Consider the following 24247-nt stretch of genomic DNA (forward strand, 5'->3'; position numbering starts at 1 on the left):
AAAACATCGAAACAACCCCATGCAAAGTAGCCGGGACGCCCGGATACGGGATTGCTGATTTTACGAAATCGCTTGACGCGTCGGGCAAATCGGGGGTATTATGCTGACATCGCAGAGGAAGGCTCCACAACGGTCCCTGCGTGAAAAAGCCTGATAGATTCGGTGCGGAGGCGGTGCTAGGTAGCGCGCGACTCGCAATGGTTTTCCGGGATCTTTTCGTTGCTGAACGGGCTCTACAAGGTCGAATACGGCGTCAACGATGCGTTCGGCCGCAGCATCATGTGCATGCACAACGGCAAGCTGCTCGGCGGCAATTCGGCCTTTGCCCATCTCGGCAGCTATGAGGAGCGCGGCGGCGAGATCATCGGCGAGGTGATCACCGAACGTCACAATGACGATCCCCACTACAAGCCGCTGATGGGCATCGATGTCGCCACCATCCGCGTGCGTGGCCGGACCACCAGCCGCGGCATCCGCTTCGAAGGCGAGGCCACCCCGGTGCCCGGCGCGATGTTCTGGGCCGAGCTCACGCGGCTCGACGACGATGCGTTGCCGCCGCGGGGCATCGTCGGAGCCGGCGGCATCGCAAACGGGCTCTATTCGATCCATCTGAAGGCGCTCGACGGCGTCGAGGCCGGGTTGTCCGGCGTGATGCTGCTTATGGACGGCCGCATCCTCGGCGGCGATGCGTTTTTCTACTATCTCGGCTCATATTCGTCCGAGAACGGCCGCTGGAAGGGCGAGATCCTCAACCAGGAGCACACGCCGGCGCGCGGCGAGAATCCGGTGTTCGGCGGCTATGAGGTCGGGATCGGCTTCTCCGGAAACTGCAACGAGGACGGCGGCGACCTCGAAGGCATCGCGCTTGCGGGCAAGCGCAGCCTGCGACTGGCCGCGTCGCTGAAGCTGATGCGACGCGCGTGAGCATCGCAGGGCTCACGGAAGTGTTGAGAACAGTTGACGTGCTGCTCGAACCTCGGGAGTCTCATTGCTCTCCCTGAACTTGGCACAGATAGGGCCGAGAAGATTCCGCGCCTGAAGTTTCAGACCGGATGCAGCACACAACGCCGCCAAGCTCGTTGCTGATCTTAGCTCCCAGATCGCTGCCCCTTGACGGAGCGCCACCCGCAAAGCCTGCTTGAGGAGAGCCTCGGCTTGCGCCTGATTTCCGCCGGAGAGGTGCACGATTTCTGCTCGCAAGCGCAGGATTTCAGGGTCGCAAAGCGCTTCGCCGTTGTCTTCGGACTGTCGTTCGAGTTCCTCGAGAAGGCAGCTCGCCGGCTCAAGTCTCCCCATTTCGATCAGAGCGGTGGCCAGTTCGGCTTTGAAGCGGTTGTGATTGGCTGAAATTCCTCGGTCGTCCAGCCGCGCGATTCCTGCAGCTAGTTCCTTTGCGCCCGTCTCCACTTCTCCCTGACGGATCAGGATCATCCCGCGAAGGGAGGGCACCCAGTTGGCATACGGCCGATGACGCTGACCGTGGGTCTCGAGCCGGGTCAGATATTTCTCGGCCAGGTCCAGGCGACCGGCGAAGATCGCGGTCGGACATGCAGCCTGCTGGAGAGCGTAGAATTCCGACACAGGGTCCGCTCGAGATTCGGCTTCCCGAACGGCGTCATGCGCCGTGTCGATGGCCTCTTCGATTTCGCCGCGCAGAAATTGGACCTGCGCGAGCGTGCTCAGTGCAAGGCTCCTCTGATTGTACACGAGTCTCGCATCTATCGGAGTTTCCGACCGATCCAGGCGCTCCAGCACGCTTTGCAGAAGTCGTGCGGCTTCGATCTGGTCACCCATGACATGGCGGATATTGGCGATCAGCCGGTCTCCGATGAGTATCGCGGCAGCGTCCCCGTTGCGGACCCCCAGCTGTTTGAATGCCTCGGCATGTGCTGCCGAGACCTTGAATCGACCGGAGTTCCATGCGTTGACCATCAAGCTCCATCTGGCCCTCAATTGGTGGGGCAGATCGTTGAGAGTCTCCGCGACGGTGCGCGCACGCTCGGCGATCGCGATCATATGCGGTCCATGGGAGTCGATCTGGAGCAGCGATGCAAACAGTTCGACAAGGAGTTGCATCTCGGTTCGGGGATCGCCCGCAAGATCGGTGGACTCGAGGGCTTGGTTCACTCGCGCCCGGCACTCCTCGACAAGCTGCCACGACCACCAGAGTGGAACGGACGCCAGTGTGAGGGGCAGTCCGATCGCATATGCCTGTTCATGTGCGAAGGCCCAGTCGAGAGCCGCGCGAACGTCGTCGATCTGCACCGGCGCTTTTCGGCGTAGCCGCTCGAGCATAAGTAGCGCGTGCCGCTGGCGGATCGTTGCTTCCTCACCCTCCTGGCGAAGACGCTCCAGCGCGAAATGTCGCGTCGTGACCAGCATCCGGAAACGCCGCGTGTCTCCGTCAGATTCGATCGAAAGAAGCGATTTCACCGCCAAGGCAGCGAGTTTGCGAATTAGCGCCGCAGGTGGGCTGCTTTCATCCGCTGCAACCGCCACAGCGTCCTCGGCAGTGAACGCGCCAGCGAATACCGACAATCGCCGAAACAGCGCGCGGTCGGACGGCGAGAGCAGATCATGGCTCCACTGCAGCGTCGCGGTGAGCGTCTGATGGCGGGCGATAGCCGTCCTTCGCGAGCCCAGGTCTTCGAGCTGCAGCCGGCCGAGCTGTTCGGCTAAGCTCCTTACACCCAACGCATCTGCCTGCACCGCCGCCATCTCGATTGCGAGCGGCAGGCCGTCCAAGGCGCGGCAGAGGGCGCAGACATAGGGCGCTTCGCGATCGCCGAAGGCGAAGCCCCCAGCAGCCGCTGCGCGTTCAGCAAACAATTGGACGGCCGAATAGCTCAAGGCTTGCTGCGCCGAGGCCAGATCAACGTGGGGAACGTCGAGCGGATCGACCCGGTAGATCCATTCTCCTTCCACCCGCAGCATTTCGCGGCTGGTCGCGATAATGCGGACCCGTGGTGCACCTCGCGCCACCGTCTCGCAAAAAAGGGCGGCCGCATCGACGAGATGTTCGCAATTGTCCAGCAGTATGAGGACGCGCCTGTCCTTCAGGGCCGCGACCAGCATCTCCGTCGGATTTCCTGAAAGCACCACCTTTCCCAACGCCGTCGCGACCGCTGTTGGGACCCACTCGGGCTCGGCCACCGACGCAAGATCGACAAAGACCACGCCGTCTGGAAAGTCACGTTCCAGTCGGATCGACACGGCTTGGGCCAGCCGCGTTTTTCCGATGCCGCCGGCACCTGCGACAGTAACCAGTCGGTTTTGTTGGACCAACGCGGCCAGATGGTTGATGGCGGCCTCACGCCCGATCAGCGACGAGAGCGGTTGCGGAACGCCTTCCGGCGTGCGGGGCTCCTGCACCGCTGCACTCGGGTGGGCTTCAAGCGTTATAGGAGCCGCCAGCCGATAGCCCCGCCCAGATTCCGTCCGGATAAGGGACGCACCGCCTTGCGTTCGACCGAGCGCGTTGCGGAGCTTGGAGACGTGTGCCCGAAGTGTGCCGTCGTCGACGTGAACCCGCCCCCAGACGCGCGCAAACAAGTCCTCTCGGCTCACAAGATCGCCGCGAGCCTCTATCAAGGCGAGCAGGATTTCGAAGGCGCGGGGGCCGAGCGGGATCGGCGCTTCCCCCTCAAAAATCTGTCGTTTGAGGCGATCCAGGCGCAACCCTCCGAAACGGAGCACAACGTACTCCGGGACGTCAGCCGACCGCTCACCCGTCAGTGTCATCATCGGGCGCTCGCCCACCGCAACAATTCTTCGCAATACGCAACATACTCCTCGGTGCCGTCCCGTCTATAGTTCGCTTGGCCCTGTTGTCGCCGACAAGCATGGAGCTGGCGATGGGGAACACAACTCCGAAAACTGTCATTCTAGTCCATGGAGCTTGGGCTGACGGCTCTTGCTGGTCGCCCGTAATCACTCAACTCAATGGCGCAGGAGTCGAGGCAACCGCGGTCCAGCTCCCCTTGTCTTCGTTGGCTGAGGATGTAGCGACCGTTCAGCGGGCCATGGCTCTTGAGGAAGGACCGCTGCTGCTGGTGGGACATTCGTATGGCGGCGTGGTCATCACCCAGGCTGGCGATGATCCGAAAGTCGCGGGGCTCGTCTACGTGGCTGCGTTCGCGCCCGATGCGGACCAATCCGCCTTATCCATGGGCGAATTGCTTCCGCCATCACCCGCAGGATCGGAGCTGAAGCGCGATGGTTCCGGCTTTTTCAAACTCACTCGCAAGGGAATCTTCGAGGACTTCGCCCAGGACCTACCCGTCGGACAGAAGGAAGTCATGGTCTCCACTCAGGGACCGACATCCATCCACGCGCTCGGCGCTCCGGTCAGCAGCACCGCCTGGAGAGGCAGGTCTTGCTGGTACGTGCTGGCGGAAAATGATCGCACCATCTGGCCTGCGCTTCAGGAAAGAATGTCGAGTCACATCCGTGCCGAGACCATTCGCGTTCCCGCTAGCCACGTCGCGATGCTCTCGTGTCCTCAAAAGGTCGCCGAGGTGATCCTGCTCGCCAGCGCAGCAACGACGCCACGACAGACATTATGAGCACACGCCCTGGCGCAGGAGCGAAGTCATGAGCGAAGCAAACATTCTGATCAGCGGCGCGACCGGGCGTACGGGGGGAGCCGCTATCGACGAACTGCTCAAGATGGGCAAGCGCGTGCGGGCCTACGTACGCTCGGATGATGACCGGGCGGCTACGCTGAGGCGCCGGGGAGTTGATATCGCCATCGGCGGCTTCACTGATATCGACGACATCCGTGCTGCCATGGAGGACATCAGCTCGGTCTATTTCCTTCATCCGATTGCGCCGGGAATTATCGGCGCTGCCGCGTATTTCGCACAGGCCGCGAAAGAAGCGGGCGTGACAGCGATCGTGAACATGTCACAGATTTCGGCCCGGCGGGACTCGACGAGCCATGCCGCGCAAAATCACTGGCTTTCCGAGCGGGTCCTCGACTGGTCGGACGTGGCGACGACCCATCTGCGCCCGACGTTCTTTGCCGACTGGCTCGTCTCCCCGCATTTCGCGAAGGAGATCTGGGCCAAGAAAAGAATCGAATTTCCGTTCGGGAATGGGCGCCACGCTCCGATCAGCACGGAGGATCAGGGACGGGTCATCGCCCACATCCTCGCGAATCCGAAAGGCCACGAGAGCAAGATCTACACTCTGCACGGCCCGGTCGAGATGGACCACACCGAGATCGCCGCCGCCATGAGCGACGTGCTCGGCGCGAAAATCGCGTACGCGCCAACATCGATCGAAGAGTTCAGGCAGAGGATGGAACAAGTGTACAAGTTTCCCCCATTTCTGGTGCAGCACCTCGTCGAAGTAGCCCAGGACTATCAGGACGGCATTTTCGCAGGCACGAACGACGTCGTCGAGACAGTTACCGGAACGCCCCCACTATCCGTCGCAGCCTTCATCGGAAAAAACCGGAGAGCCTTTGCATGACGGTCACGCTTGGAGTTCGAGCAACTCAACCGAAGCTCTGACGGAAGAAAATCGCATTCATCGGTTTGTCCAACTGGAAGCTTCCGAGATCAGCGAAAGGGCATCCTTATGCCGAAGACATGGTTCATCACGGGTGCGAGCAGCGGCTTCGGACGGGAGCTGACTGAGCTTCTGCTTCATCGCGGCGACCGGGTAGCCGCCACGGTACGCAAGCCCGAGGCTCTCCAGGGCCTCGCGACAAAGTATGCCGAGCGTCTTTGGGTAGCCGTCCTCGACGTCACGAACGGTGAGGGCGTGCGCCAGGTCGTCAGCCGCGCCTTCGCCGAGTTGAAGCGGATAGACGTCGTGGTCAGCAACGCCGGTTACGCGCTGTTCGGCGCGGCGGAAGAGGTCAGCGACGTCCAGATCGAGCGCCAGATCGACACCAACCTGCTCGGTTCCATCCGGCTCGCCCGCGCGGCAATCCCCCACCTTCGGCTGCAGGGCGGTGGGCGGATCATTCAGATTTCGTCATCAGTCGGTCAAGCGGCCTATCCGACGATGGGCGTCTATGCCGCCACCAAATGGGGCATCGAAGGTTTCTTCGAGGGTACGATCCCGGAGATCGCACCCTTCGGCATCGAGGTCACGCTGGTTGAACCAGGCGCATCACGCACGAATTTCGCGTCGTCTAGCGCAGACGCGGGCCAAATCCTCCACGTTTATGACCAAACGCCTGCCGGCGACTTCCGTCGCATGGCAGAGTCAGCCGGCCTCGCGATGTTTCCCGGTGATCCGCGCAAGGTTGCTTCGGCGATCATCGCCTCCGCCGATCAGACCCCGGCGCCGAAACGTTTGACACTAGGCAGTGACGCTTTTGCGCTCGTCCATGCGGCGCTGACGGAACGGCTTGCAGCCCTGGAAAATCAGAAAGCATTGGCACACTCGACCGACGTGGCGATCCAAGGAGCCGCGTAGTGACCGCTCAAATCGAGAGAGCCGGGGAGACGTGCGCGATCTCGCATAGGTAACGCGCCGGAGCTCGCAGTTGTTGCAACACAGAACAACCACGGAAAAGGATCTTGAGATGGACTTCTTCACCGACGCAAACCTTGCCTCCCGCCGCGACTTGCTGTTTGCGACCGCTGGAGGCTTGGCTCTCGCTTTGGCCCATCCGGCCCGTGCAGCTCAAAACACGACGAGCGTTGAAGCGCCGATGGCCTCGGCCGTTCCATATGTCGAGCATCGCATAGCTCACGGCGGCCATATGATTTACGCTCGCGAATACCCCGGCCAGGATCCGACTTTCGTCCTGATGCATGGATTCCCGGACAATCTCCACATTTACGATTACCTGGTGCCGTATTTGACGCGCGCCGGCAGGCGGGTGGTGATGTTCGACTTCCTGGGCTTCGGCCAGTCGGAGAAGGTCTCAGCAGAAGGCTATCAGTACACATTCAAGCAGCAGGTCGGAGACGTTGCTGCCGTTGTCGATGCGCTGAAGATCGACAAGTTCGTTCCGGTCGGTCACGACTCCGGCGGCCCGTGCGCTGCCAACTACGCACTCGACAATCCCGATCGCGTGGCCTGGCTTTGCCTGCTGAACTGCTACTATTCGGACTCGCCAACATGGAGACTGCCCGAAATCATAGAAGTGTTTGGCGATCCCTGGCTCAGGGAGCTCGCTCAGGCATTTCTGTCCAATCCGGACAAAATGAATTGGCTGATCACGTTCCAGGACAACCATTTTCAGGTCAACATGCCGCCGAATTTGAGGGAGCGCTTTGTCGGCATCGTGCGACCGATCGTCGATGGCAACTTCGCCGGCGGCGCCGGCCCCGCCTTTTCGCAAATGACCTCTCAAGTGCGCGAGAGCGTCGCCTATAATACGTCGCGACTCCCGGACGTCCGTCGCTTCAGCCCAAAGGTCAACCTGATCTGGGGCGCCATGGATCCCTATTTGACATCCGCTACGGCGGCCGCGATCGCCGCGAACTATCCCCACAGCGAAGTAAAGTCGATCGAAGCCGGCCACTGGCTGATGATCGACAAGCCGGCTGAGGTGGCGCGGCTCCTGCTCACAGCGGCCTAACAATCATGCTTGCGCACCGCCTTCATTTGAGCGCTTGCGCAGGCTCACCCGCGGACGCTGCTGATATTGCGACCCGGGCTGAAAAGGCGCGGGCCTTAAATTCTGAGGAAGATACATGAGTACACCTGTCGCCATCGGAGGAATTGTTGCTCCGGATTCAGATCTCGCTCGCAAGAGCGCCGCACTCGCCGAGCATGCCCATTCCAAGGTTCTGCTCAACCACGTGCACCGGACGTGGTGGTTTGCCGAGTTTATCGGCAAGAAGAGAGAGATGAAATACGATCGCGAGCTCGTCTACATCGCATCGCTCCTCCACGACCTCGGCCTTTCGCCATCGCACGCCGCCGGCAAGCGATTTGAAGTCGACGGCGCCGATGCCGCCAGCCGTTTTTTGGCTGAAAGCGAATACCCGAAGGCGAAAGCCGACGTCGTATGGGATGCGATTGCACTCCACTCCCTCGCCGACATCGCCGACCGCAGGCAAGCAGAAGTGGCCCTTGTCCATTTCGGCGCACACGTCGACGTCATGGGGCTTCGGATCGAGGAAATTTCCCCGTCTCTGATCGACGATACCCTGGCTCTCTATCCGCGAATCGGAATGAAAGCAGCATTCACGGAAGCTCTGGCCGAGGTCGCCAGAAAGAAGCCGCATACGGCGATTGGCACAGGCTTGGCCGACATCGGGCGCCGCCTCGTGCACGGTCTCGAGATTCCGAACGTATGTGACATCATCCACGCCGCGCCTTTCGAAAGCTGAAAGTGCAGTCCGTCGAGTTGATGATTGCGGGCCTGCCTTTTGAGCAGAGGCCTCGCGGGCCGCGATGCGGCGACCACGCGAGATGTCGGCTGTCTGCCTGGGAGCTGCACCAAGGCAGCCATCACGAGAGGTCCGAGTTGGGCCGGTGCGTTTCGCAGTTCCAGTCGGTCGGAACGAATTACCTATTTGATCTATCTCAACGATCGTCTGGCCTGACTGCACGATTGCTCGTCCAAGAGGAGGCGGTCGTGACGCACGACAGTACGCGGATACTGCACTCGCTGGCCTGGACAGCAGCCTTGATCGGTCTGCTGGCTCTTGCCTCGATGCTCTGGTGAGTGGAGCGAAGGCGCGGTCGACCCCAAAAGTGCAGGGGCGAGAAAAGCCGTTCGGCTAATCCGGCCGAGGCCTTTTCCGCAATGGCAATTGGATCATTGCTCCGCGTGGTCTCGCCAGGCGTGCGTAGCTTCGAACGCCGCTTCCCAATAAGAGGACGGAGGCATCCTGTGCTGACGTAAAATCACCGCCAAATGCTGGATGGAAGCTATTGCATCCGCCCGATGCGGGTCATCTTGCTGCGTTGGTCTAAGGTCTTGCAATAGATTATTGAGCAGCTTTGTTGCTCGACCTTCGCTGGTTTCTCGCGCTTCTTGCAATGTCAGCAGCGCGTATCGCGCCTCTACATACTGGCTCATCATCGTCGCCTGCAAATGCAATTGACTCAACATTCACAGCGACCGAAATTGTTCCTCGGCTGCCGCTATTCGATCACCTCCATGGCCTGCGCGAGCAGAGTGGGCGGGACGGTGAGGCCGAGTGCATTCGCGGTCTTGCGATTGATGACGAGTTCGAACTTTGTCGGCAGCTCGACAGGCAGGTCAGACGGCTTTGCGCCCTTGAGGATCTTGTCGACGTAGCCGCCCGCGCGAATAAACAAATCGGCCAAATCGGGGCCGTATGAAATCAATCCGCCATTGGTGGCGAATAGTCGGAATAGGTAAATCGCGGGCAGACGATGCTTCGCCGCCAGCGCGGTAACGCGTGGGGCGTTGTTGACGGTCAAAGCATCGCCCAAAACACTTATTGCGTCGGCGTGCTCTGCTGCGGCCGAGGCAAAGGCGACGTCGAGTTCCTCCACCGTGGTCGCCTCTACTATCGGCAGAGCCACGCCTAGGTTCCGGGCAGTTTGGGGTAACTCCTCGGCGACTATCAGCCTGTGACCTGGAGTGCCGGGATTGACCAAGACTGCAATTTTCGAGGCGGTAGGAACCATCTCCCGCAGTAGCTCTATTAATTTGCCAACGAATCCGGGCGCGACCGCCGCGAGACCCGTTATGTTGCCGCCAGGATGCGACATACTTTGTACGAGGCCGAGCCTCTCAGGAAAGGAGGCCGCCACGAATACAATCGGAATGCTGGCAGTTGCCGATTTCAGCGCTGCGGCTGCTGGTGGATTGGGGGCGATGAGCAGATCGGGGCTGAGAGCTACAAGCTCGGCGGCGAAAGCTGGGAGGCGATCCGGGGAGGGGGCATAACGATACTCGATGATCAGGTTTCTTCCATCAATCCAGCCGTGCTTTCGCAGCCCCTCAAGCCACGCTTTTTGAACGGTCGGCTCCACCACATCCATGGCGAGAAAGCCAACCCGACGACGTGTCCCTTGCGCCAGCGAACGGCGCGGCGAAACGAGCAGCGCTGCACTGGCCGCAATGAACTCTCGCCGCTTCATTCGATCCTCCTCGCAGCTTGAGGAGACGGGTGGAGCGTATCACGTCTCGATGGTCACCGCATTCACTGCGGGTGCAGATGGAAGCTACTTCGGATTGCGCGGAAACGGGATGAACCCGTCCCGGTTCGGCATTCTCACCTTAGGCAGTGACTGCGCATCGATCACATCGTTCGATCCGACGATCCCGTTGAGATTGAGGATATAGGCCGATACCGCGTAGAGTTCGTCCGCGGTGAGCGATTTCGATTCCTGGAATGGCATTGCGCGGCTGATGTAGTCGAACAGCGTCGTTGCATAGGGCCAGAAACTTCCCACAGTCTTTATCGGTGTTTTGTCCGGCGCCAGTGTACCCATGCCGCCGACGAGTGCTCCAGCGAACGCGACACCGGGGTTGGTTCCCTTCTCGCCGTGACAGGCCTGACATTTCGCTGCATATATGGCTTCCCCCTCGATTGCGGTGCCACGACCAGGCGGCAGACCTGCGCCATCCGGTGCGATGCTGATGTCCCAGGCTGCGATGTCGGCGGGCTCGATCGGTTGCCCGAACTGCGGGGCCTGGGCCAGGGCCGCCGGTGCAATGGTCAGCATGGATACGCAGACTGAAATGGGTTTAAGCGTAGACATTGCTGGCCTCCCCCATCTCGTCGATGCGCCAGCTTGCGATGGCGTTGTAGTGATAGACCCCGCGCAAGCCGCGCTCGTCGGCGAACTGCGCGCGCGTTGGCTGCACCATGCCGGTGTCGTCGGTGGCGCGACTCTGCAGCACGGCGGGACCGCCATTCCATTGCCACGCTGCGCGGAAGCGCACAGGCGCCTTTGGCAGGATCGGGCCCTGCAAAGCCGCCGGCGCCCAGCTTCGTCCGCCGTCAGCCGACACGTCGACCTGCCGGATGCTGCCGTTGCCCGACCAGGCCAGCCCGGAAATCTCGTAGAATCCCGGTTCCCTTAGCGCGAGTCCCGGCGACGGACGCGTGATGATGGATTTTACTTCGATCGGGAACACGAACTGCCAGGCCTTCTCATCCTTGAGCAGGATCGTGTATTTCGATGTTTCGTCTTTGGTCATGGCGGGGCCCGCAGTCAGCTTGAGCCGGCGCAGCCACTTCACGTTCATGTTGCCTTCGAAACCAGGCAGCAGCAGCCTCACCGGATAGCCGTTCGAAGGCCGCACTCGCTCGCCATTCTGATAGAGACAGAGCAGCGCATCATCCATCGCCTTGGTGAGCGGGATGCTGCGGCTCATTGCGGCGGCATCGGCGCCCTCGGCGATCACCCAGCGCGCCTCGGGTTCGATGCCGGCTTCGTCGAGCAACGTGGAGAGACGCACGCCGGTCCATTCCGCGCAACCCAGCAGGCCATGAATAGCCGCCACATTGAGCGGCTGTGCCTGCGGCGCGTTGAGCGCCTGGCTGTTGCCGCCACACTCGATGAAGGCGATGCGCGATTGCATCGGATAGCGCGACAGCGCCTCGACCGTAAACACAAGCGGGCGCTTCACAAGTCCATGGATCAGCAGCCGGTGTTGATCCGGATCTATTTCCGGGATGCCGGAATGGCTACGCTCGAAATGCAACCCGGATGGTGTGATCATTCCCTCGAGCATGTGCAGCGGCGTGCGTGACGCGCCGACACCGGCCGGGTTGGGGGGCGGCGGAAAGATTTTGACGACCTTGCTCTCGAACGGTGAGGGTTGGCCGTAGCCCGGAAATCCCGGACCCGGCACCTTCATCCATGGCTGCACCGTAAGCTGTTCTGCCGATCCGCGGGACAGGCCCGCACCGGTCGCACCGACAACGAGCGCGCCTTCAAAAAAAATGCGGCGGCTTAGAATTCCATTGCCGGCCGCCGGATCGCCTGGTTCGGGATGTGTTTTTCTCATGAGCGGCACTCCCTCGTTGCGGTCAAGTTTAGCATTTCGCCTGCCCGTCCGCACGAGCGAGTGCTCGGTGAGGGACCGGCACCAAAGAACTGTCGGTTTTATTGAGTGTGATGCCCGCCGACGGCATTCCGCGCTGCCATTCGCTTCGAACGGAGACGTCGGCACGTCCTCGAAAAGCAGCTCTAGAAAAGACTACGCCCCTCCAAAAGACCTTCATATTGGCAAGGATGTCGCACAAGCAATCTGGTCAAAACCAGCGATTCCGATGTCCGAGTTGGGTCAAAATGCGAAGGACCCGGCGTAAGCAAATCGAGACCGCTAATGCCCGAGCGGATCTCCATGAGAGATGACGCGACCTCGCTGATGGGCCGAATGCGGAAGCAATCGGCACCGGCCCAGTCAACTGGTGCGTACAGCCAACCTCTTTCTCTCAGGCTCTCGGCCAGCCCTCGATATGCTCCCCCGTGAAACCATGTCCGCCGCGCTTAGTCGCAGTCCTTGTCGGCCGCCGTCATCTTCCGCTCGGACGGAGCGGGCTCGGCCGCACCGGCCGTCGCCTTCTTTGATTGCTCGGCGGCGGTGGGCTGGCTCTGCATCTGGCGCTGCGCGTCTTCCGACGACGTTGCGGTATTCTCCGAGGCTTTGCTCATTGAGGATGTCGGCGGTTGCTGCTTGGAATCAGCAGCTGTGGAGCCAGTGGTTTGTCCGGTATAGCCCGGGACATTCCCTGAGCCTGCGTCGCGGCTCGTCGTGTTGCAGGGACCCGCATACACGGAGCTGGCGCTGAAGGCGAGCGCCGCACCCAGGATCATAAGTCTATTAGCGATCATAGTCCTTCTCCTTTGAACTCTCTGGACGATTGAACAAAAGTGGGGGCCTTCCATTCCGGACGCGCGAGAGCAGCGCCAACATTGACGAGTGGCTGAGTTCACGGGGAAACAAGGCTGCCTCAGTTGGCGGCCTCGTCGTTTTCATCATCGTCCTTGCCCACGCCGCCTTCCACCGGAAGGCGAACGTGTCTCGACCAGCGAAGCCAAGGACAACTTCGGCCAGCTCGGCTGAAAGGACACCCGCGACCTTGACGCAGATTTTTCGCCAGCAGATTTCGCCATGAGTCATCGGAGCCGGAGTTGTCAGGATTGGCGCTGCGACATGTTCTCCGAAGCCAGGAACGCCCCGTGGCGGCCGAGTTAAGCTGACCAAACCACTTATGAGGGAGACGAAGTCACGGCCCGTGCAACAGCCCATCCGGATCATCAATGCATCTCGAGCGAAGACGTTCAAGGAACTGAGGTTTATGGAGCAGACGGCAAAAATATCGGTGAGATAGATCACCTCATCATCGACAAGGTGACAGGCCGCGTGGCTTATGCCGTCATGAGCTTTGGTGGATTTGTCGGGTTGGGCCACAGCCATTACCCCATTCCCTGGGGCGCTCTGACATTTGATACGTCGCGTGGCGGTTTTCGAACTGATATCACCGAGCAACAGCTGAAGGACGCGCCTGAGTTCAGTGATGACTCATGGCAAGATCGAGACTGGGAAACGCGCACCCATCGGTACTATGGGACGCCCACGTACTGGGAGGGCCGTGGAGGCCTATAACGCCCGGCAGCGCACCAAGGCGCGATTCCAGTCGCGCCCTGAGCGTTGCATCAAACGGCGCGTTCAATCGCTGGATCGCCGCGCGCTTCAGCCCTCAAGGAGCGGGGCAGGCAGCGCCGGTCTTGACCCAGGCTTCGACGAGCGCACCGGCCTGTTCCTGCGTGCCCGGCGCAGGTGAGCGGCCAAAGCCCGGCTTCCAGGCCCAGCCGACCAGCGTGTCCTTGCCGATGTGCTCGACGAGGTCCTGTGGCTTGCGGCCGCCATTGCGCGCGGGGTCGGTGATCTGCGCGCAGATCTCGCCGACCGTCTTGCCTTCCCAGGCCATCTCGCGCGGCGCCAGATGCCATTCGGGGTGGCCGGGCACGCGACCCGGCTCGAAATTGGCCTTCTGGTGGCAGGTGTGACAGCGCATCGCCTCCAAGCCGTGGCCGTCGGCGCCGCGCGTGACGGGCGGCTGATGGATGCGGGGATTGTCGCCCTGGCGCGGGCTGTCGCCGGCCGGATGGCAGTTGGTGCAACGCGGATGCGTCAGCACCTTGCCGAGCTCGGTGAACATCGCGGCCGATCGCTGCGCGGTGTCGCGGATGTCAGCAAAGCTTTCGGGAGAAGCAAGCGCATGGCTTCCCGTCTCCGAGGCCGCGTAGCCTGCGCAGAAGCTGCTGGTGAGTGCGGCAGTGATAACGAGCAGTCGAAACCGCGCGGGTCCCATGGTTTTTAACCCCGCGCTCATTTGGTGGCGATGAGGTAGCGCTTGGCGTCGGCCAAAATCACGTCGCGCACGGCCTCGTGGTACTTGATGTAGCCGGTGCAGCGGCAGAGATGGCCGTCGAGCGCTTCAGCGATGGTGGCCTCCAGCGCGTCGCGCGCGACCGGCGTGCGCGAGAGGCGTTCGAGCAGCACCTGTCCCTCGTTGAGGAAACCCGCGGTGCAGTAGCCGCACTGGAATGCGAAATGGTCGATGAAGGCCTTTTGCAGGGCGGAGAGCTCGCCGTCCCTGGCGTGACCCTCGACGGTGCGGATCGACTTGCCGTCAAAATTGACGGCGGGAGCGATGCAGGTCGGACTGGTGTAACTCGTGCCGTCGGGGTTATCGACGATGATGGCGCAGCTCAGGCACTGCGCGGCGCCGCAGCCGAACTTCGTCCCGGTCATGCCGAGCATCTCGCGCAGAAGATCGTTCATCGAGAGATCGTCGCGCACGTCCATCGGGCCGTGCTTGCGGCCGTTGATGGTGAGGCTAAGTATCGTCACGCGAGCACTCCCTTGAGCAGGCTTGCGGTGACCGGCAGCGCGCGGAAGCGGTGGCCGGTGGCGTCAAAGATGGCGTTGATGAGGGCGGGCACGATCGGGATCATGACGACCTCCGCCATGCCCTTCGGCGCCTCGTCCGGCGTCAGCGGCTTCAGCATCTCGATTTGGAGATCGCGCAGGGGCAGGTCCGAGCCGCGCGCGACCAGATAGCGGCCAAGATTCCATTCGCCGTTGCCGGGGCCGCCCTCGAACGGCGGCAGGCTTTCCAAGAGCGCGTAGCCGACACCCATGGCAAAACCGCCATGCGACTGGCCCATCACGGCCTCAGGCACCAGCGCGGTGCCGCATTCGAACACGCTGTAGGCTTTTGCGATGCGCAGGGCGCCCGAGGCGCGCTCGATCTCGACGCGGACCAGCGTGCCGCACATCGAGGTGTAGGCGGTGCCGATGCGGTTGTTGTCAGTCGGCGGAAATTTGACGCTTGTTCGGTTGATCCGCTCGAACTTGCCGTTGCCCTTGCGGATCGCGAGCGCGTCGATCTCGGCGCGGTACTGTTCGCCGAACAGGGGGAAGCGGGCGCGCGACCAGGCCCAGCGCGAAAAGGAGTGCGCGACCGCGCCGGTGACGAAGCCGCGCGCATGCGCGGTCGCGGCCAGCACCGGCAGCGCGAGCGGTGCGAGGTTGTCCATCACGAGCTGGCCATTCTGCCAGCGCACGTTCGCCCATTGTTTTGTACGGGGATCGGTCTTCGGGATATGCCAGAGCTCGAGCGCCGCGGGCCACAGGCCGAAGCGGAAAATGACGCGCGCGGCTTCCGATGCGGAATGCGTGCCGACATGGGCGCCGATGGAGGCTGATGTCGCCGAGCTGATCGAGGGCACCCAGCGCGGATTCCTCGCGGCGGCGTCCTGCGTCTTCTGGTCCATCGTGTAGGGATCGCCCGACGTGACGAGCCCGAGGACATCGTAGCTGTCGACCCGCGCGACCGAGACTTCGTCGGCGATGGCGCCGAGATGGCCTGCGACGCGGTTGGCAAGCGCCGTCCCGATGCCGTTGCCCATCTCGACGTGGTCGCAAAAGATCGCGATCCTGCCGTCGGGGGTGAGCTCGACGCGGCCGAGCGAGCAGTCGGCGCCGGAGCCGTAGTCCTTTGTCACGCAGGCGACGCCGGTGCCGACCAGTCGATCGCCGGATGTTTGCTTGAGCTGCGCGCGCTGCTGCCAGATCGGGTGCTTTTCGAGCTTGTCGAGAATTTCGGGCGTACGCACCGAGACGATGTAGGGATTGCCGGTCATGGTCCGGCCGTTCTGCGTCAAGGCATTGCGCCGGCGGAAGTCGATCGGATCGAGCTTCAATTCGGCCGCCGCCTCGTCGATCAGCACCTCCAGAGCCGTCATGGTCTGGAGCGTGCCGTAGCCGCGCATGGACCCCGCGGTCACGCCGCGCGAATGCATCGCCACCGTGGTGACGTCGACCTTGGGAATATCGTAGATGCCGATCGCACCGGTCGCCGCGACGACGGCGACGTTGGCGGAGAAGTTGGCGAGGCCGCCGCCGTCGAGCACGTGATCGGCGGCAAAGGCCTTGATCCTGCCCGTGGCCCGATCGATGCCGATGCGCGAACGCATCTTGATCGGGTGGCGCTTGATGCCGCCCTGGAACTGCTGGTAGCGATCATGCGCCAGCCGCACCGGCTTGCCGGGAAAGCAGACCGCGGCCAGCGCGACATAGAGAATGAACGGCGTGTGATCGCGGCCGCCAAAGCCGCCGCCGACATGGGCGAACTGTGCATTGATATGCGCCGGCTTGTAGGGCGCGCGGGCCTTGGCGAGCAAATGCGCGAGCGACTCCGCCGCCTCATAGGGCGACTGCACGCCGAGGACCAGCTCGAGATTGCCGGCCTTGCCGTCGTACCAGGCGAGCCCGCTTTCCGGCTCGAGGAACATCGGGTCGACCGACTGCGTCTCGAACTCGCGATCGAGCACCAGCACGGACGCATTGTCCGCGGCAAGCTCGGCGCGGATCTGGTCGCCATGTTTCGCGGCCTTCGCGTAGTCCGGCGGCATCTCCTTGGCGAGCGGCGACCACACCGGCAGCGCCGCGTTCTGCACCTTCTTCGGCGAAACCCAGCCGGCCTGGATCGGCGAATAAACGTCCGGCTGCTCGGGCGAGGCGCCTGCGACGCGCGTAAAACGGTAGGCCCCGTAATCGGGCATGATGACCGGGCCGGTTTCCTCGCCAAATTTGACGAAGCTGCCGTCGCGCAAGGCGAGCCGCGCCTGGTCGAAGGCGTCGAACCGCTCGAAGATCAGAAGCGCGACCGGCTGGCCCAGATAGATCGGCGTCTTGCCGACCGGGCAGAACAGGTCGCCTTTGTAGAACTCGGGAACCTGCGTGCCGATGCGATCGAGATCGGCTGATGTGACGACCACTGACGGCTTGAGCGCGCCGGAGAGGCGGGCGAGGTCCATGCCGGTGTAGACATGCGTGGCGTCATTGGCGCGTACGAGGATGGCGTGCGACGTGGTCGCGGGCCAGCCCGGCATGTCGTTGGCGCGGAAGTCGGAGGCGTAAAGTTTTGCGCCGGTGACCTTGGCGACGCCGTCGACGCGGCCGGCGCCTTTTGCCGCGGGATTGAAGTTGCCGCGTCCGGGCAGCGTCTCGTGCGTCGCGAACGGCGCTTCCTTCGCCAGAGCCAGGTGCGACAGGCTGACCGAGATGCCTCCCGCCGATAACCACTTCACGAACTCGCGTCGCGAAGGCCCCATGATCTCATCCTTGTGCAAGGTCTTGAGGGGCACGGCGATGCTGACGGCATCGATGCCCGAGACGAACGCGCCACCGCCGTTGCGACGTCACGATTCGTCACGCCACGATAGAAGCGGGTGGGGCGTTACCATTCAGTGAAGACGGCGGCGGTGATTCCGCCGCCGTGTGTCGCGATGTTTCGCTGATTATTTGAGATCGGCGATCGTCGCGGGGCCCGGGCCCGGCGTGACCAGCGTCGGCCACTGCTTCGAGCCGAATGGAACCAGCGGCGGCAGGAACGGCGTCATGCCGCGCTTGGCCGTCTCCGCGATGATGGCGGCGCGCGCGTCGCCTCCCATCAACTCGTAGTCCATCAGGTGATAATTGCCGAAGAACAGCGAGCCGACCGAGCGATCGGCGATGATCCGGGTCAGCGACTCCAGCATGTCCGCCGGCGTCGTCGTGAAGGAGACGGTCTCGATCAGAAGAAGGCGGGTGTTGATGGCGTCGGGGCCGAAGAACTGCGCGAGCACGCTGAAGATCACGTTGTTCTGCCGCGCGACATAGATGGTGTTGCTGGCGGCATAGGTCTTTTCCCAGTCGGGACCGAGCTGCGTCTTCCAGTCGGCGAGCACGCCCATCCAGTGCGCGACCTGGATCTGCGCGGCCCAGGCGACGTTCTTGGCGAGGAACGGCGCCTGCTTCTTGCCGAACGCCTCCAGTTTCGCGAAGGGAATGGCGCCGGCGGCGAGGCATTCATCCATGAAGGCGAGATTGTTTTGCAGGATGGTGCGGTTGTTGTCGCGCCAGTCGGCCTGCATCGGCGTTGCATCGAGGCTATCGAGCGCCGATTGCATGCGGGTGCGGAAGGCGAGCATCGGACCGCGCCACGACTTGTTGTCGGGATTGTCGACATAGGGGCCGACGACTTCGGCCAGCGCCATGGTGCTGTGACCGACCGATTTCAGGAGCTGATAGACGATCGGCACCTGCGGCGCGTCGAGCGGCGGCTGGCCCGGGCGGTAGAGGATCAGGCGGCCGCCGGCGCCGGAGAACAGGCCGAGGATGACCGGGTGCTTGCTCAGGATGTTCTTCTGGAACAGCTTTGCCGCGTCACCATACAGCTCGAACATCGCCGTGTTCAGCGCAAGCACGTCCTTGGTCGCGACCTCGCCGGGTGCGGCCGTGCTCTTGCCGGAGATCGGCGCCATGTAATCGGGCAGGTTTTGGGCGGTTGCGGCGGCGCCGCTGCCCAGCAGCAATGCGGCGGCGACGGCAAGGTGAAAGTGATGTTTCATCGGCATTTCCCCGGGGCTTTTTTTGAAGGCGTAACGTCGACACACGCCCGTTAAATTTCCGTCGGGCGCCTCAGCGCTTTTGGCGCAAAATTGCTAAGGATTTGTCAGGAACGCCGGATCCCCCAGGGCAACACCGGGACCTTGCCGGGCTTCCCCTAGCCGCCCATATGGATTAAGAGGCGGCAACGCAAAATTCCCCCGAAAAGAACTCATGATCCGCCTTGATAACGTCAGCAAGCAGGCTGGCCACCAGATCCTTTTTATTGAAGCCTCGGCGGCCCTGAACAAGGGCGAAAAAATCGGCCTCGTCGGCCCGAACGGCGCCGGCAAGACCACGCTGTTCCGGATGATCGCGGGCGAAGAGGTGCCCGACGAGGGGCAGGTCTCGACCGATCGCGGCATCACCATCGGCTATTTCAGCCAGGATGTCGGCGAGATGGCCGGCCGCAGCGCCGTGGCCGAAGTCATGGACGGCGCGGGGCCCGTTAGCGAGGTGGCAGCGGAGCTGCGCGAGCTCGAGGCCGCGATGGCCGATCCTGACAAGGCCGACGAGATGGACGAGATCATCGCGCGCTACGGCGAGGTGCAGCACCGCTTCGAGGAGCTCGACGGCTATGCGCTCGATGGCCGCGCGCGCGAGGCGCTCAACGGCCTCGGATTCAGCCAGGAAATGATGGAGGGCGACGTCGGTGCGCTCTCCGGCGGCTGGAAGATGCGCGTAGCGCTCGCCCGCATCCTCCTGATGCGTCCGGACGTCATGCTGCTCGACGAGCCGAGCAACCATCTCGACCTCGAAAGCCTGATCTGGCTGGAAAAATTTCTGCACGATTACGAAGGCACGCTGCTGATGACCTCGCACGACCGCGAGTTCATCAACCGCGTGATCTCCAAGGTGATCGAGATCGATAGCGGCTCGCTCACGACCTACACCGGCGATTACGAGTTCTACGAGCAGCAGCGTGCCCAGAATGAGAAGCAGCAGCAGGCGCAGTTCGAGCGCCAGCAGGCGATGCTTGCCAAGGAGATCAAGTTCATCGAGCGTTTCAAGGCGCGCGCTTCGCACGCAGCCCAGGTGCAGAGCCGGGTGAAAAAGCTCGACAAGATCGAGCGCGTCGAGCCGCCGCGGCGCCGCCAGAGCGTCGCGTTCGACTTTCCGCCGGCCCCGCGCTCCGGCGAGGACGTCGTGGCCTTGAAGAAGGTCTTCAAGGGCTATGGAGCCAAGCGCATTTATGACGGGCTCGATTTCATGATCCGCCGGCGCGAGCGCTGGTGCGTGATGGGCGTCAACGGCGCCGGCAAGTCGACGCTGCTCAAGCTGGTGGCGGGCGCGAGCGAGCCGGACGAGGGCACGGTGGCACTCGGCGGCAGCGTCAAGATGGGCTATTTCGCCCAGCACGCGATGGATCTGCTCGACGGCGAGCAGACAGTGTTTGAGTCGCTCGAATACGCGTTTCCGACCGCGGGGCAGGGAAGCCTGCGCGCGCTTGCCGGCTGCTTCGGTTTCTCCGGTGACGACGTCGAAAAGCGCTGCCGCGTGCTCTCGGGCGGCGAGAAGGCGCGCCTGGTGATGGCAAAAATGCTGTTCGATCCGCCAAACTTTCTGGTGCTGGACGAGCCGACCAACCATCTCGATCTCGCCACCAAGGAAATGCTGATCACGGCGCTGTCGGATTTCGAAGGCACCATGCTGTTCGTCTCGCACGACCGGCACTTTTTGGCGACGCTCTCCAACCGCGTGCTGGAGCTGACGCCTGAGGGCATCCACCAATATGGCGGCGGCTACACCGAATACGTCGCCCGCACCGGCCAGGAAGCGCCGGGATTGCGGTCTTAGGAAAGGGCAGGCTAGCGTGACCTAGTAGGCGCGGCCTTGTCGCCTATGGACGTGCCCTGGCGAGGCTTGATTTGGCTGCGGCGAATATGGGTTGGCGGAGCACGTGGCTGAGAGTCCCGACGCCGTCGCCCTGCACTGTTCCAGGGAAGTATAGCTGCAGTCAATGTAAGTGCCGCCGCTCTGTCCCCACCGCTGGAGGCAAAACGGATTTTGGGAATCGTATCGTTGAGCCGCGGCCGGGGCGACGGCCAGGATCGTCGTGAACGCCAGGACCATCCAGCGAAGCATGCGCATCGCAACCTCGTTCCAACCGGCGCCATAGAACAGGACCCCGCCGACCCGCGCAAGGTGCACTTGGCCGCGCTCAAGAAGAAGTGCGTGGTCGACGAGCGTGGACGATCTTCGATCGTCAGGGCGAATAAGGATCCGCCAGGGGCAATGTGCGTCGATAGCGAACGACGTGACGACCGAGGATGCGCTGCCGTTTGAGATGCCATGCGGTGCCGTGCCTTGACGCGTTGATACCTCCCGCTACGCTCGCCTCGCTTTTTGGAATGCGGGAGTGTCGAGATGGGCGGCTTGGTGATCGCGGGTGGCCGGGTGGTGGATCCGGCGAGCGGGATGGATGCGGTCGGCGACGTCGCGGTCATGGATGGCAAGATCGCCGCCGTCGGCACCTCGCTTTGCGGGGCCGAAAGGACCATCGACGCGACCGGGCTGGTCGTGGCGCCCGGCTTCATCGATCTGCACGCGCATGGCCAGTCGCTGCCGGCCGACCGCATGCAGGCATTCGACGGCGTGACCACGACGCTCGATCTCGAGGCCGGCGTGCTGCCGGTCGCCGCCTGGTATCGCAAGCAGGCAAGCAAGGGACGCGTGCTCAACTACGGCGCGGCAGCCAACTGGGCCTTCGCGCGCATCGGCGCGATGACGGGCTCGAACTCCGAGAGCTCGCTGGAGGCGTTTGGCAACGCCATGCGCGACCGGCGCTGGATCGAGAACGTCGCGAGCGAGACCGAGGTTGCCGGCATCCTCGATCGTCTCGCCGGCGGGCTCAACGAGGGCGGCATCGGCATCGGCATCCTCAACGCCTATGCGCCGGGCGCGGGCGTGCAGGAGCTCACCGCGGTGTGCCAATTGGCGGCCAAGCACGACGTGCCGACCTTCACCCATGTCGCCTTCATGTCCCGCATCGATCCCGAAAGCGCGGCGGAGGCCTATATCCGCCTGATCGGCTATGCCGGCGCCACTGGCGCGCATATGCACATCTGCCACTTCAACTCGTCCAGCAAGACCGACATCGAGCGCTGTGTCGCGCTGGTGGCCAAGGCACAGGCGCAGGGGCTTCCGATCACGGTCGAATCCTATCCCTACGGCACCGGTTCGACCGTGCTCGCGGCGGCGTTCTTCAGCGACCCCGAATTCGAGGCGCGCAACGGCACCGGCTACGAGTCCGTACAGCGCGTTACCGACGGAAAGCGTTTTCGCGATCGCGAGGAGCTGCTGGCAGCGCAGGCGGCCGAGCCCTCCACACTGGTGCTCTGGCACGTCCTCGATATCGAGAACAACGCGCATCATCGCGATCTCCTCGACATGGCCGTGCTCTATCCCGGCGGTGCGATCGCGTCCGACGCGATGCCCTGGACGCTGTCCGACGGCAAACCCTATACCGGCGATGCCTGGCCGCTGCCGAAGGACGCCACGTCACATCCGCGCTCGGCCGGTTGCTTCACACGCTTCATTCGCGAGTGGGTGCGCGAGCGCCGAAAAGTGTCGCTGCTGGAGGGCATCCGCAAATGCTCGCTGATCCCGGCGCAGATTCTCGAGCACTCTACGCCGGCAATGCGCGCCAAGGGACGGCTTGCGGCCGGCGCGGATGCCGACATCGTGGTGTTCGACTACAATACGCTGACCGACCGTGCCGAGTTCTCGGCGATGAACCGCCCGTCGGAGGGCGTGCGTCATCTCGTGGTGAGCGGCCATCCGCTGATCGCCGACGGTGTGCTGGATCTCGCGGCACGGCCTGGCCAACCGGTGCGCCGGCCCGTCGCGGAGGTCTGAGGCGTGGCCGTCCCGGTTCTGCTCGTGGCGGGCTTCCTCGGGGCGGGAAAGACCACGGTCGTGAACCACCTCTTGAAGCATGCCGAGGGCCGGCGGATCGCCGCCGTCGTCAATGATTTTGGCGCTATTAACATCGACGCCGAGCTGATCGCTGATGCCGCCGACGGCGTGGTGAGCCTTGCCAATGGCTGCATCTGCTGCACGCTGGAAGGCGATCTCTTGCGCACGCTTGCCGTTCTCCTGCAGCGCGAGCCACGGCCGGAGTTCATCGTCATCGAAACCAGTGGCGTCGCCGATCCCGCCGACATCGTGCGCAATCTGATGGACCCCGTGATCTTTCGCGAGGCGCCGCTGGAAACGGTGCTGTGCGTGGTGGACGCGTCGATGCCGGTGGCAAAGCTCGACGACGCGCTTCTGCGCTCACAGGTGCGCGCGGCCGATGTGGTTGCGCTGAGCAAGGTCGATCTGGCTGACGCCGCCGGTTCCGCGCAAATCCGCGATGCCGTGCGTGCGCTGCGTCCTGCGGCAGTGGTGGTCGATGCCATCCAAGGGCAGGTGCCGGCGGCGCTGCTTTTTTCGCCTGATGTCGATCGCGTTTCAGTGCCGCGCGAGGTCGGGCCGCGCCGGCCGGCGGTCGAGCGGTTCGAGACGCTGAGCTGGACTTCGGACAAGCCGGTGTCCTTGCCGCGACTGCAGGCGGCGATCGGCCGCCTCGCGCCAAAGCTGGCGCGGGCGAAGGGGGTGTTCGAAGCGGTCGAGCAGCCCGGGCGGTCGATGGTGTTTCAGCTCGCCGGCGGGCGGGCGACGCTGGCCGCGGGCGGGCCGAGGGCCGAAGGATTGCCGCGCACGCGGATAGTCTTCATCGCCGAACTCGGCGTGCTCTCGCGCGAGGCGATTGAAACGGCGATGCAAGGATGCGTCGTATAGGGCCGATGTCAACACAATCGCCGTGGCGAGTTACGGCTTAAGCCGGGCCATGATGATTTCGTCGTGATGGATATCGCCGATCAGGATCGCTCGCCGCTTGATGCCTTCCTCCACAAATCCCGCCTTGCGATAAAGGGCGATCGCAGCCGCGTTCGTTGCGAATACGCCGAGCTCGATGCGCTGAAACCCGAACGCATCTGCCGCTTCAATTGCGTGCCGCAGCAGTCCTTCGCCAAGGCCCTTGCCTCTATATTCCGGGATGAGGCCCATGAAGAGATCGCCGACATGCGCGGACACGGCCCGGCTCGCAGGGGGCACATTGCACCATCCGACGACCAGATCGTCCGTGACAGCGACGATCTGCGGATAGCCGTGCTCGACATTGCGTTTGACGAAGGCACGCACCTGTTCGATGGGCGGCGCCTCCAGCAGAGCAAGGTAGCTGCGTTCGCGGGCAACGCGGTCGATCGCCGCGCGAAAGGCGTCGGTATCTTCGGTCCGGATCTGGCGAAATTCGATAACCACGGATCGATCTCCCGCTTCGACAAGAATAAGCCCGCTGAAAGCGGATCTTCCGCTCAGGTCAATCCTGCGGCGCCCGCAATGCTTTCT

General features: G+C 63.0%; 22 protein-coding genes. 10 read left to right on the plus strand and 12 right to left on the minus strand.

Features of this window, described 5'->3' with window-relative positions; genetic code table 11:
• Positions 1 to 219 precede the first annotated feature (219 nt).
• Positions 220 to 924 (plus strand): GrlR family regulatory protein, encoded by a 705-nt coding sequence (locus tag KUF59_RS21305; RefSeq protein WP_212459511.1) that lies wholly within the window; start codon positions 220 to 222, stop codon positions 922 to 924.
• 12 nt (positions 925 to 936) lie between these two features.
• Here KUF59_RS21305 and KUF59_RS21310 read toward each other — a convergent pair whose 3' ends face one another.
• Entirely contained in the window at positions 937 to 3744 is a 2808-nt protein-coding gene (locus KUF59_RS21310; RefSeq protein ID WP_212459512.1) for an ATP-binding protein, read from the minus strand.
• A gap of 110 nt (positions 3745 to 3854) precedes the next feature.
• On the opposite strand from KUF59_RS21310, the gene KUF59_RS21315 reads away from it, so the two are divergent.
• The 5 genes from KUF59_RS21315 to KUF59_RS21335 all read left to right on the plus strand — a co-directional run bounded on the left by KUF59_RS21315 (position 3855) and on the right by KUF59_RS21335 (position 8303).
• Positions 3855 to 4565 carry an alpha/beta hydrolase gene (locus tag KUF59_RS21315; RefSeq protein WP_212459513.1) on the plus strand — a complete coding sequence of 237 codons (711 nt, stop codon included), beginning with the start codon at positions 3855 to 3857 and terminating at the stop codon, positions 4563 to 4565.
• A gap of 28 nt (positions 4566 to 4593) precedes the next feature.
• Complete coding sequence (locus KUF59_RS21320; RefSeq protein WP_212459514.1) at positions 4594 to 5475, plus strand: NmrA family NAD(P)-binding protein; 882 nt, start codon at positions 4594 to 4596, stop codon at positions 5473 to 5475.
• 108 nt (positions 5476 to 5583) lie between these two features.
• Positions 5584 to 6432 (plus strand): SDR family oxidoreductase, encoded by an 849-nt coding sequence (locus KUF59_RS21325; RefSeq protein ID WP_212459515.1) that lies wholly within the window; start codon positions 5584 to 5586, stop codon positions 6430 to 6432.
• A 109-nt stretch (positions 6433 to 6541) separates the two neighbouring features.
• On the plus strand, positions 6542 to 7546 hold the full coding sequence (locus KUF59_RS21330; protein WP_212459516.1) for an alpha/beta fold hydrolase: 1005 nt from the start codon (positions 6542 to 6544) through the stop codon (positions 7544 to 7546).
• Positions 7547 to 7661: 115 nt separating this feature from the next.
• Positions 7662 to 8303, plus strand: coding sequence for an HD domain-containing protein (locus KUF59_RS21335; protein ID WP_212459517.1), 642 nt, complete (start codon positions 7662 to 7664; stop codon positions 8301 to 8303).
• A 431-nt stretch (positions 8304 to 8734) separates the two neighbouring features.
• Here KUF59_RS21335 and KUF59_RS21340 read toward each other — a convergent pair whose 3' ends face one another.
• The 5 genes from KUF59_RS21340 to KUF59_RS21360 form a co-directional block, all read right to left on the minus strand.
• Positions 8735 to 9031: a hypothetical protein gene (locus KUF59_RS21340; RefSeq protein ID WP_212459518.1), complete on the minus strand. Its 297-nt coding sequence runs from the start codon at positions 9029 to 9031 to the stop codon at positions 8735 to 8737.
• 32 nt (positions 9032 to 9063) lie between these two features.
• Positions 9064 to 10032 carry an ABC transporter substrate-binding protein gene (locus KUF59_RS21345; protein ID WP_212459519.1) on the minus strand — a complete coding sequence of 323 codons (969 nt, stop codon included), beginning with the start codon at positions 10030 to 10032 and terminating at the stop codon, positions 9064 to 9066.
• An 84-nt stretch (positions 10033 to 10116) separates the two neighbouring features.
• Positions 10117 to 10656 (minus strand): c-type cytochrome, encoded by a 540-nt coding sequence (locus KUF59_RS21350; RefSeq protein WP_258769924.1) that lies wholly within the window; start codon positions 10654 to 10656, stop codon positions 10117 to 10119.
• The gene (soxC, locus tag KUF59_RS21355; RefSeq protein ID WP_258769926.1) at positions 10643 to 12076 is read right to left on the minus strand and encodes a sulfite dehydrogenase; all 1434 of its coding nucleotides are present in this window, start codon (positions 12074 to 12076) and stop codon (positions 10643 to 10645) included. The genes KUF59_RS21350 and soxC overlap by 14 nt, the downstream gene beginning before the upstream one ends.
• Before the next feature lie 320 nt (positions 12077 to 12396).
• Entirely contained in the window at positions 12397 to 12561 is a 165-nt protein-coding gene (locus KUF59_RS21360; RefSeq protein WP_249140438.1) for a hypothetical protein, read from the minus strand.
• A 613-nt stretch (positions 12562 to 13174) separates the two neighbouring features.
• Here KUF59_RS21360 and KUF59_RS21365 point away from each other — a divergent pair.
• Positions 13175 to 13516, plus strand: coding sequence for a PRC-barrel domain-containing protein (locus tag KUF59_RS21365; RefSeq protein ID WP_212459643.1), 342 nt, complete (start codon positions 13175 to 13177; stop codon positions 13514 to 13516).
• A gap of 94 nt (positions 13517 to 13610) precedes the next feature.
• Here KUF59_RS21365 and KUF59_RS21370 read toward each other — a convergent pair whose 3' ends face one another.
• The 4 genes from KUF59_RS21370 to KUF59_RS21385 all read right to left on the minus strand — a co-directional run bounded on the left by KUF59_RS21370 (position 13611) and on the right by KUF59_RS21385 (position 18813).
• A complete protein-coding gene (locus tag KUF59_RS21370; protein WP_212459522.1) occupies positions 13611 to 14225 on the minus strand; it encodes an Isoquinoline 1-oxidoreductase subunit in 615 nt (204 codons plus the stop codon).
• Positions 14226 to 14242: 17 nt separating this feature from the next.
• Positions 14243 to 14767, minus strand: a complete 525-nt coding sequence (locus KUF59_RS21375; protein ID WP_212459523.1) for a (2Fe-2S)-binding protein — start codon at positions 14765 to 14767, stop codon at positions 14243 to 14245.
• The gene (locus tag KUF59_RS21380) at positions 14764 to 17535 is read right to left on the minus strand and encodes a xanthine dehydrogenase family protein molybdopterin-binding subunit (protein ID WP_212459524.1); all 2772 of its coding nucleotides are present in this window, start codon (positions 17533 to 17535) and stop codon (positions 14764 to 14766) included. Before KUF59_RS21380 ends, KUF59_RS21375 begins: the two co-directional genes overlap by 4 nt.
• Before the next feature lie 186 nt (positions 17536 to 17721).
• Positions 17722 to 18813 (minus strand): hypothetical protein, encoded by a 1092-nt coding sequence (locus tag KUF59_RS21385; protein ID WP_212459525.1) that lies wholly within the window; start codon positions 18811 to 18813, stop codon positions 17722 to 17724.
• 211 nt (positions 18814 to 19024) lie between these two features.
• Between KUF59_RS21385 and KUF59_RS21390 the strand changes: the two genes are divergently transcribed.
• Positions 19025 to 20647, plus strand: coding sequence for an ABC-F family ATP-binding cassette domain-containing protein (locus tag KUF59_RS21390; RefSeq protein ID WP_212459526.1), 1623 nt, complete (start codon positions 19025 to 19027; stop codon positions 20645 to 20647).
• A 21-nt stretch (positions 20648 to 20668) separates the two neighbouring features.
• Here the strand turns inward: KUF59_RS21390 and KUF59_RS21395 are convergent, their stop codons facing one another.
• Positions 20669 to 20941 carry a DUF3551 domain-containing protein gene (locus KUF59_RS21395; protein ID WP_212459527.1) on the minus strand — a complete coding sequence of 91 codons (273 nt, stop codon included), beginning with the start codon at positions 20939 to 20941 and terminating at the stop codon, positions 20669 to 20671.
• A 276-nt stretch (positions 20942 to 21217) separates the two neighbouring features.
• On the opposite strand from KUF59_RS21395, the gene KUF59_RS21400 reads away from it, so the two are divergent.
• Together KUF59_RS21400 and KUF59_RS21405 are read left to right on the plus strand one after the other, a co-directional pair.
• The gene (locus tag KUF59_RS21400; RefSeq protein ID WP_212459528.1) at positions 21218 to 22708 is read left to right on the plus strand and encodes an amidohydrolase family protein; all 1491 of its coding nucleotides are present in this window, start codon (positions 21218 to 21220) and stop codon (positions 22706 to 22708) included.
• Positions 22709 to 22711: 3 nt separating this feature from the next.
• Positions 22712 to 23635: a CobW family GTP-binding protein gene (locus tag KUF59_RS21405; RefSeq protein WP_212459529.1), complete on the plus strand. Its 924-nt coding sequence runs from the start codon at positions 22712 to 22714 to the stop codon at positions 23633 to 23635.
• Positions 23636 to 23665: 30 nt separating this feature from the next.
• On the opposite strand, the gene KUF59_RS21410 is transcribed toward KUF59_RS21405, so the two are convergent.
• Entirely contained in the window at positions 23666 to 24160 is a 495-nt protein-coding gene (locus KUF59_RS21410; RefSeq protein ID WP_258769927.1) for a GNAT family N-acetyltransferase, read from the minus strand.
• Between the last annotated feature and the right edge of the window lie 87 nt (positions 24161 to 24247).

Source organism: Bradyrhizobium arachidis, from assembly GCF_024758505.1.
Taxonomy (GTDB): Bacteria; Pseudomonadota; Alphaproteobacteria; order Rhizobiales; family Xanthobacteraceae; genus Bradyrhizobium; species Bradyrhizobium manausense_C.

Excerpts from the sequence above, each read along its gene's own strand:
- KUF59_RS21360 (WP_249140438.1), bottom strand. The coding sequence starts at position 12,561 with ATGAGCAAAGCCTCGGAGAATACCGCAACGTCGTCGGAAGACGCGCAG.
- KUF59_RS21385 (WP_212459525.1), bottom strand. The coding sequence starts at position 18,813 with ATGAAACATCACTTTCACCTTGCCGTCGCCGCCGCATTGCTGCTGGGC.
- KUF59_RS21395 (WP_212459527.1), bottom strand. The coding sequence starts at position 20,941 with ATGCGCATGCTTCGCTGGATGGTCCTGGCGTTCACGACGATCCTGGCC.
- KUF59_RS21310 (WP_212459512.1), bottom strand. The coding sequence starts at position 3,744 with ATGATGACACTGACGGGTGAGCGGTCGGCTGACGTCCCGGAGTACGTT.
- KUF59_RS21320 (WP_212459514.1), top strand. The coding sequence starts at position 4,594 with ATGAGCGAAGCAAACATTCTGATCAGCGGCGCGACCGGGCGTACGGGG.
- KUF59_RS21335 (WP_212459517.1), top strand. The coding sequence starts at position 7,662 with ATGAGTACACCTGTCGCCATCGGAGGAATTGTTGCTCCGGATTCAGAT.
- KUF59_RS21315 (WP_212459513.1), top strand. The coding sequence starts at position 3,855 with ATGGGGAACACAACTCCGAAAACTGTCATTCTAGTCCATGGAGCTTGG.
- KUF59_RS21330 (WP_212459516.1), top strand. The coding sequence starts at position 6,542 with ATGGACTTCTTCACCGACGCAAACCTTGCCTCCCGCCGCGACTTGCTG.
- KUF59_RS21400 (WP_212459528.1), top strand. The coding sequence starts at position 21,218 with ATGGGCGGCTTGGTGATCGCGGGTGGCCGGGTGGTGGATCCGGCGAGC.
- KUF59_RS21390 (WP_212459526.1), top strand. The coding sequence starts at position 19,025 with ATGATCCGCCTTGATAACGTCAGCAAGCAGGCTGGCCACCAGATCCTT.
- KUF59_RS21350 (WP_258769924.1), bottom strand. The coding sequence starts at position 10,656 with ATGTCTACGCTTAAACCCATTTCAGTCTGCGTATCCATGCTGACCATT.
- KUF59_RS21370 (WP_212459522.1), bottom strand. The coding sequence starts at position 14,225 with ATGGGACCCGCGCGGTTTCGACTGCTCGTTATCACTGCCGCACTCACC.
- KUF59_RS21345 (WP_212459519.1), bottom strand. The coding sequence starts at position 10,032 with ATGAAGCGGCGAGAGTTCATTGCGGCCAGTGCAGCGCTGCTCGTTTCG.
- KUF59_RS21340 (WP_212459518.1), bottom strand. The coding sequence starts at position 9,031 with ATGTTGAGTCAATTGCATTTGCAGGCGACGATGATGAGCCAGTATGTA.
- KUF59_RS21325 (WP_212459515.1), top strand. The coding sequence starts at position 5,584 with ATGCCGAAGACATGGTTCATCACGGGTGCGAGCAGCGGCTTCGGACGG.
- KUF59_RS21380 (WP_212459524.1), bottom strand. The coding sequence starts at position 17,535 with ATGGGGCCTTCGCGACGCGAGTTCGTGAAGTGGTTATCGGCGGGAGGC.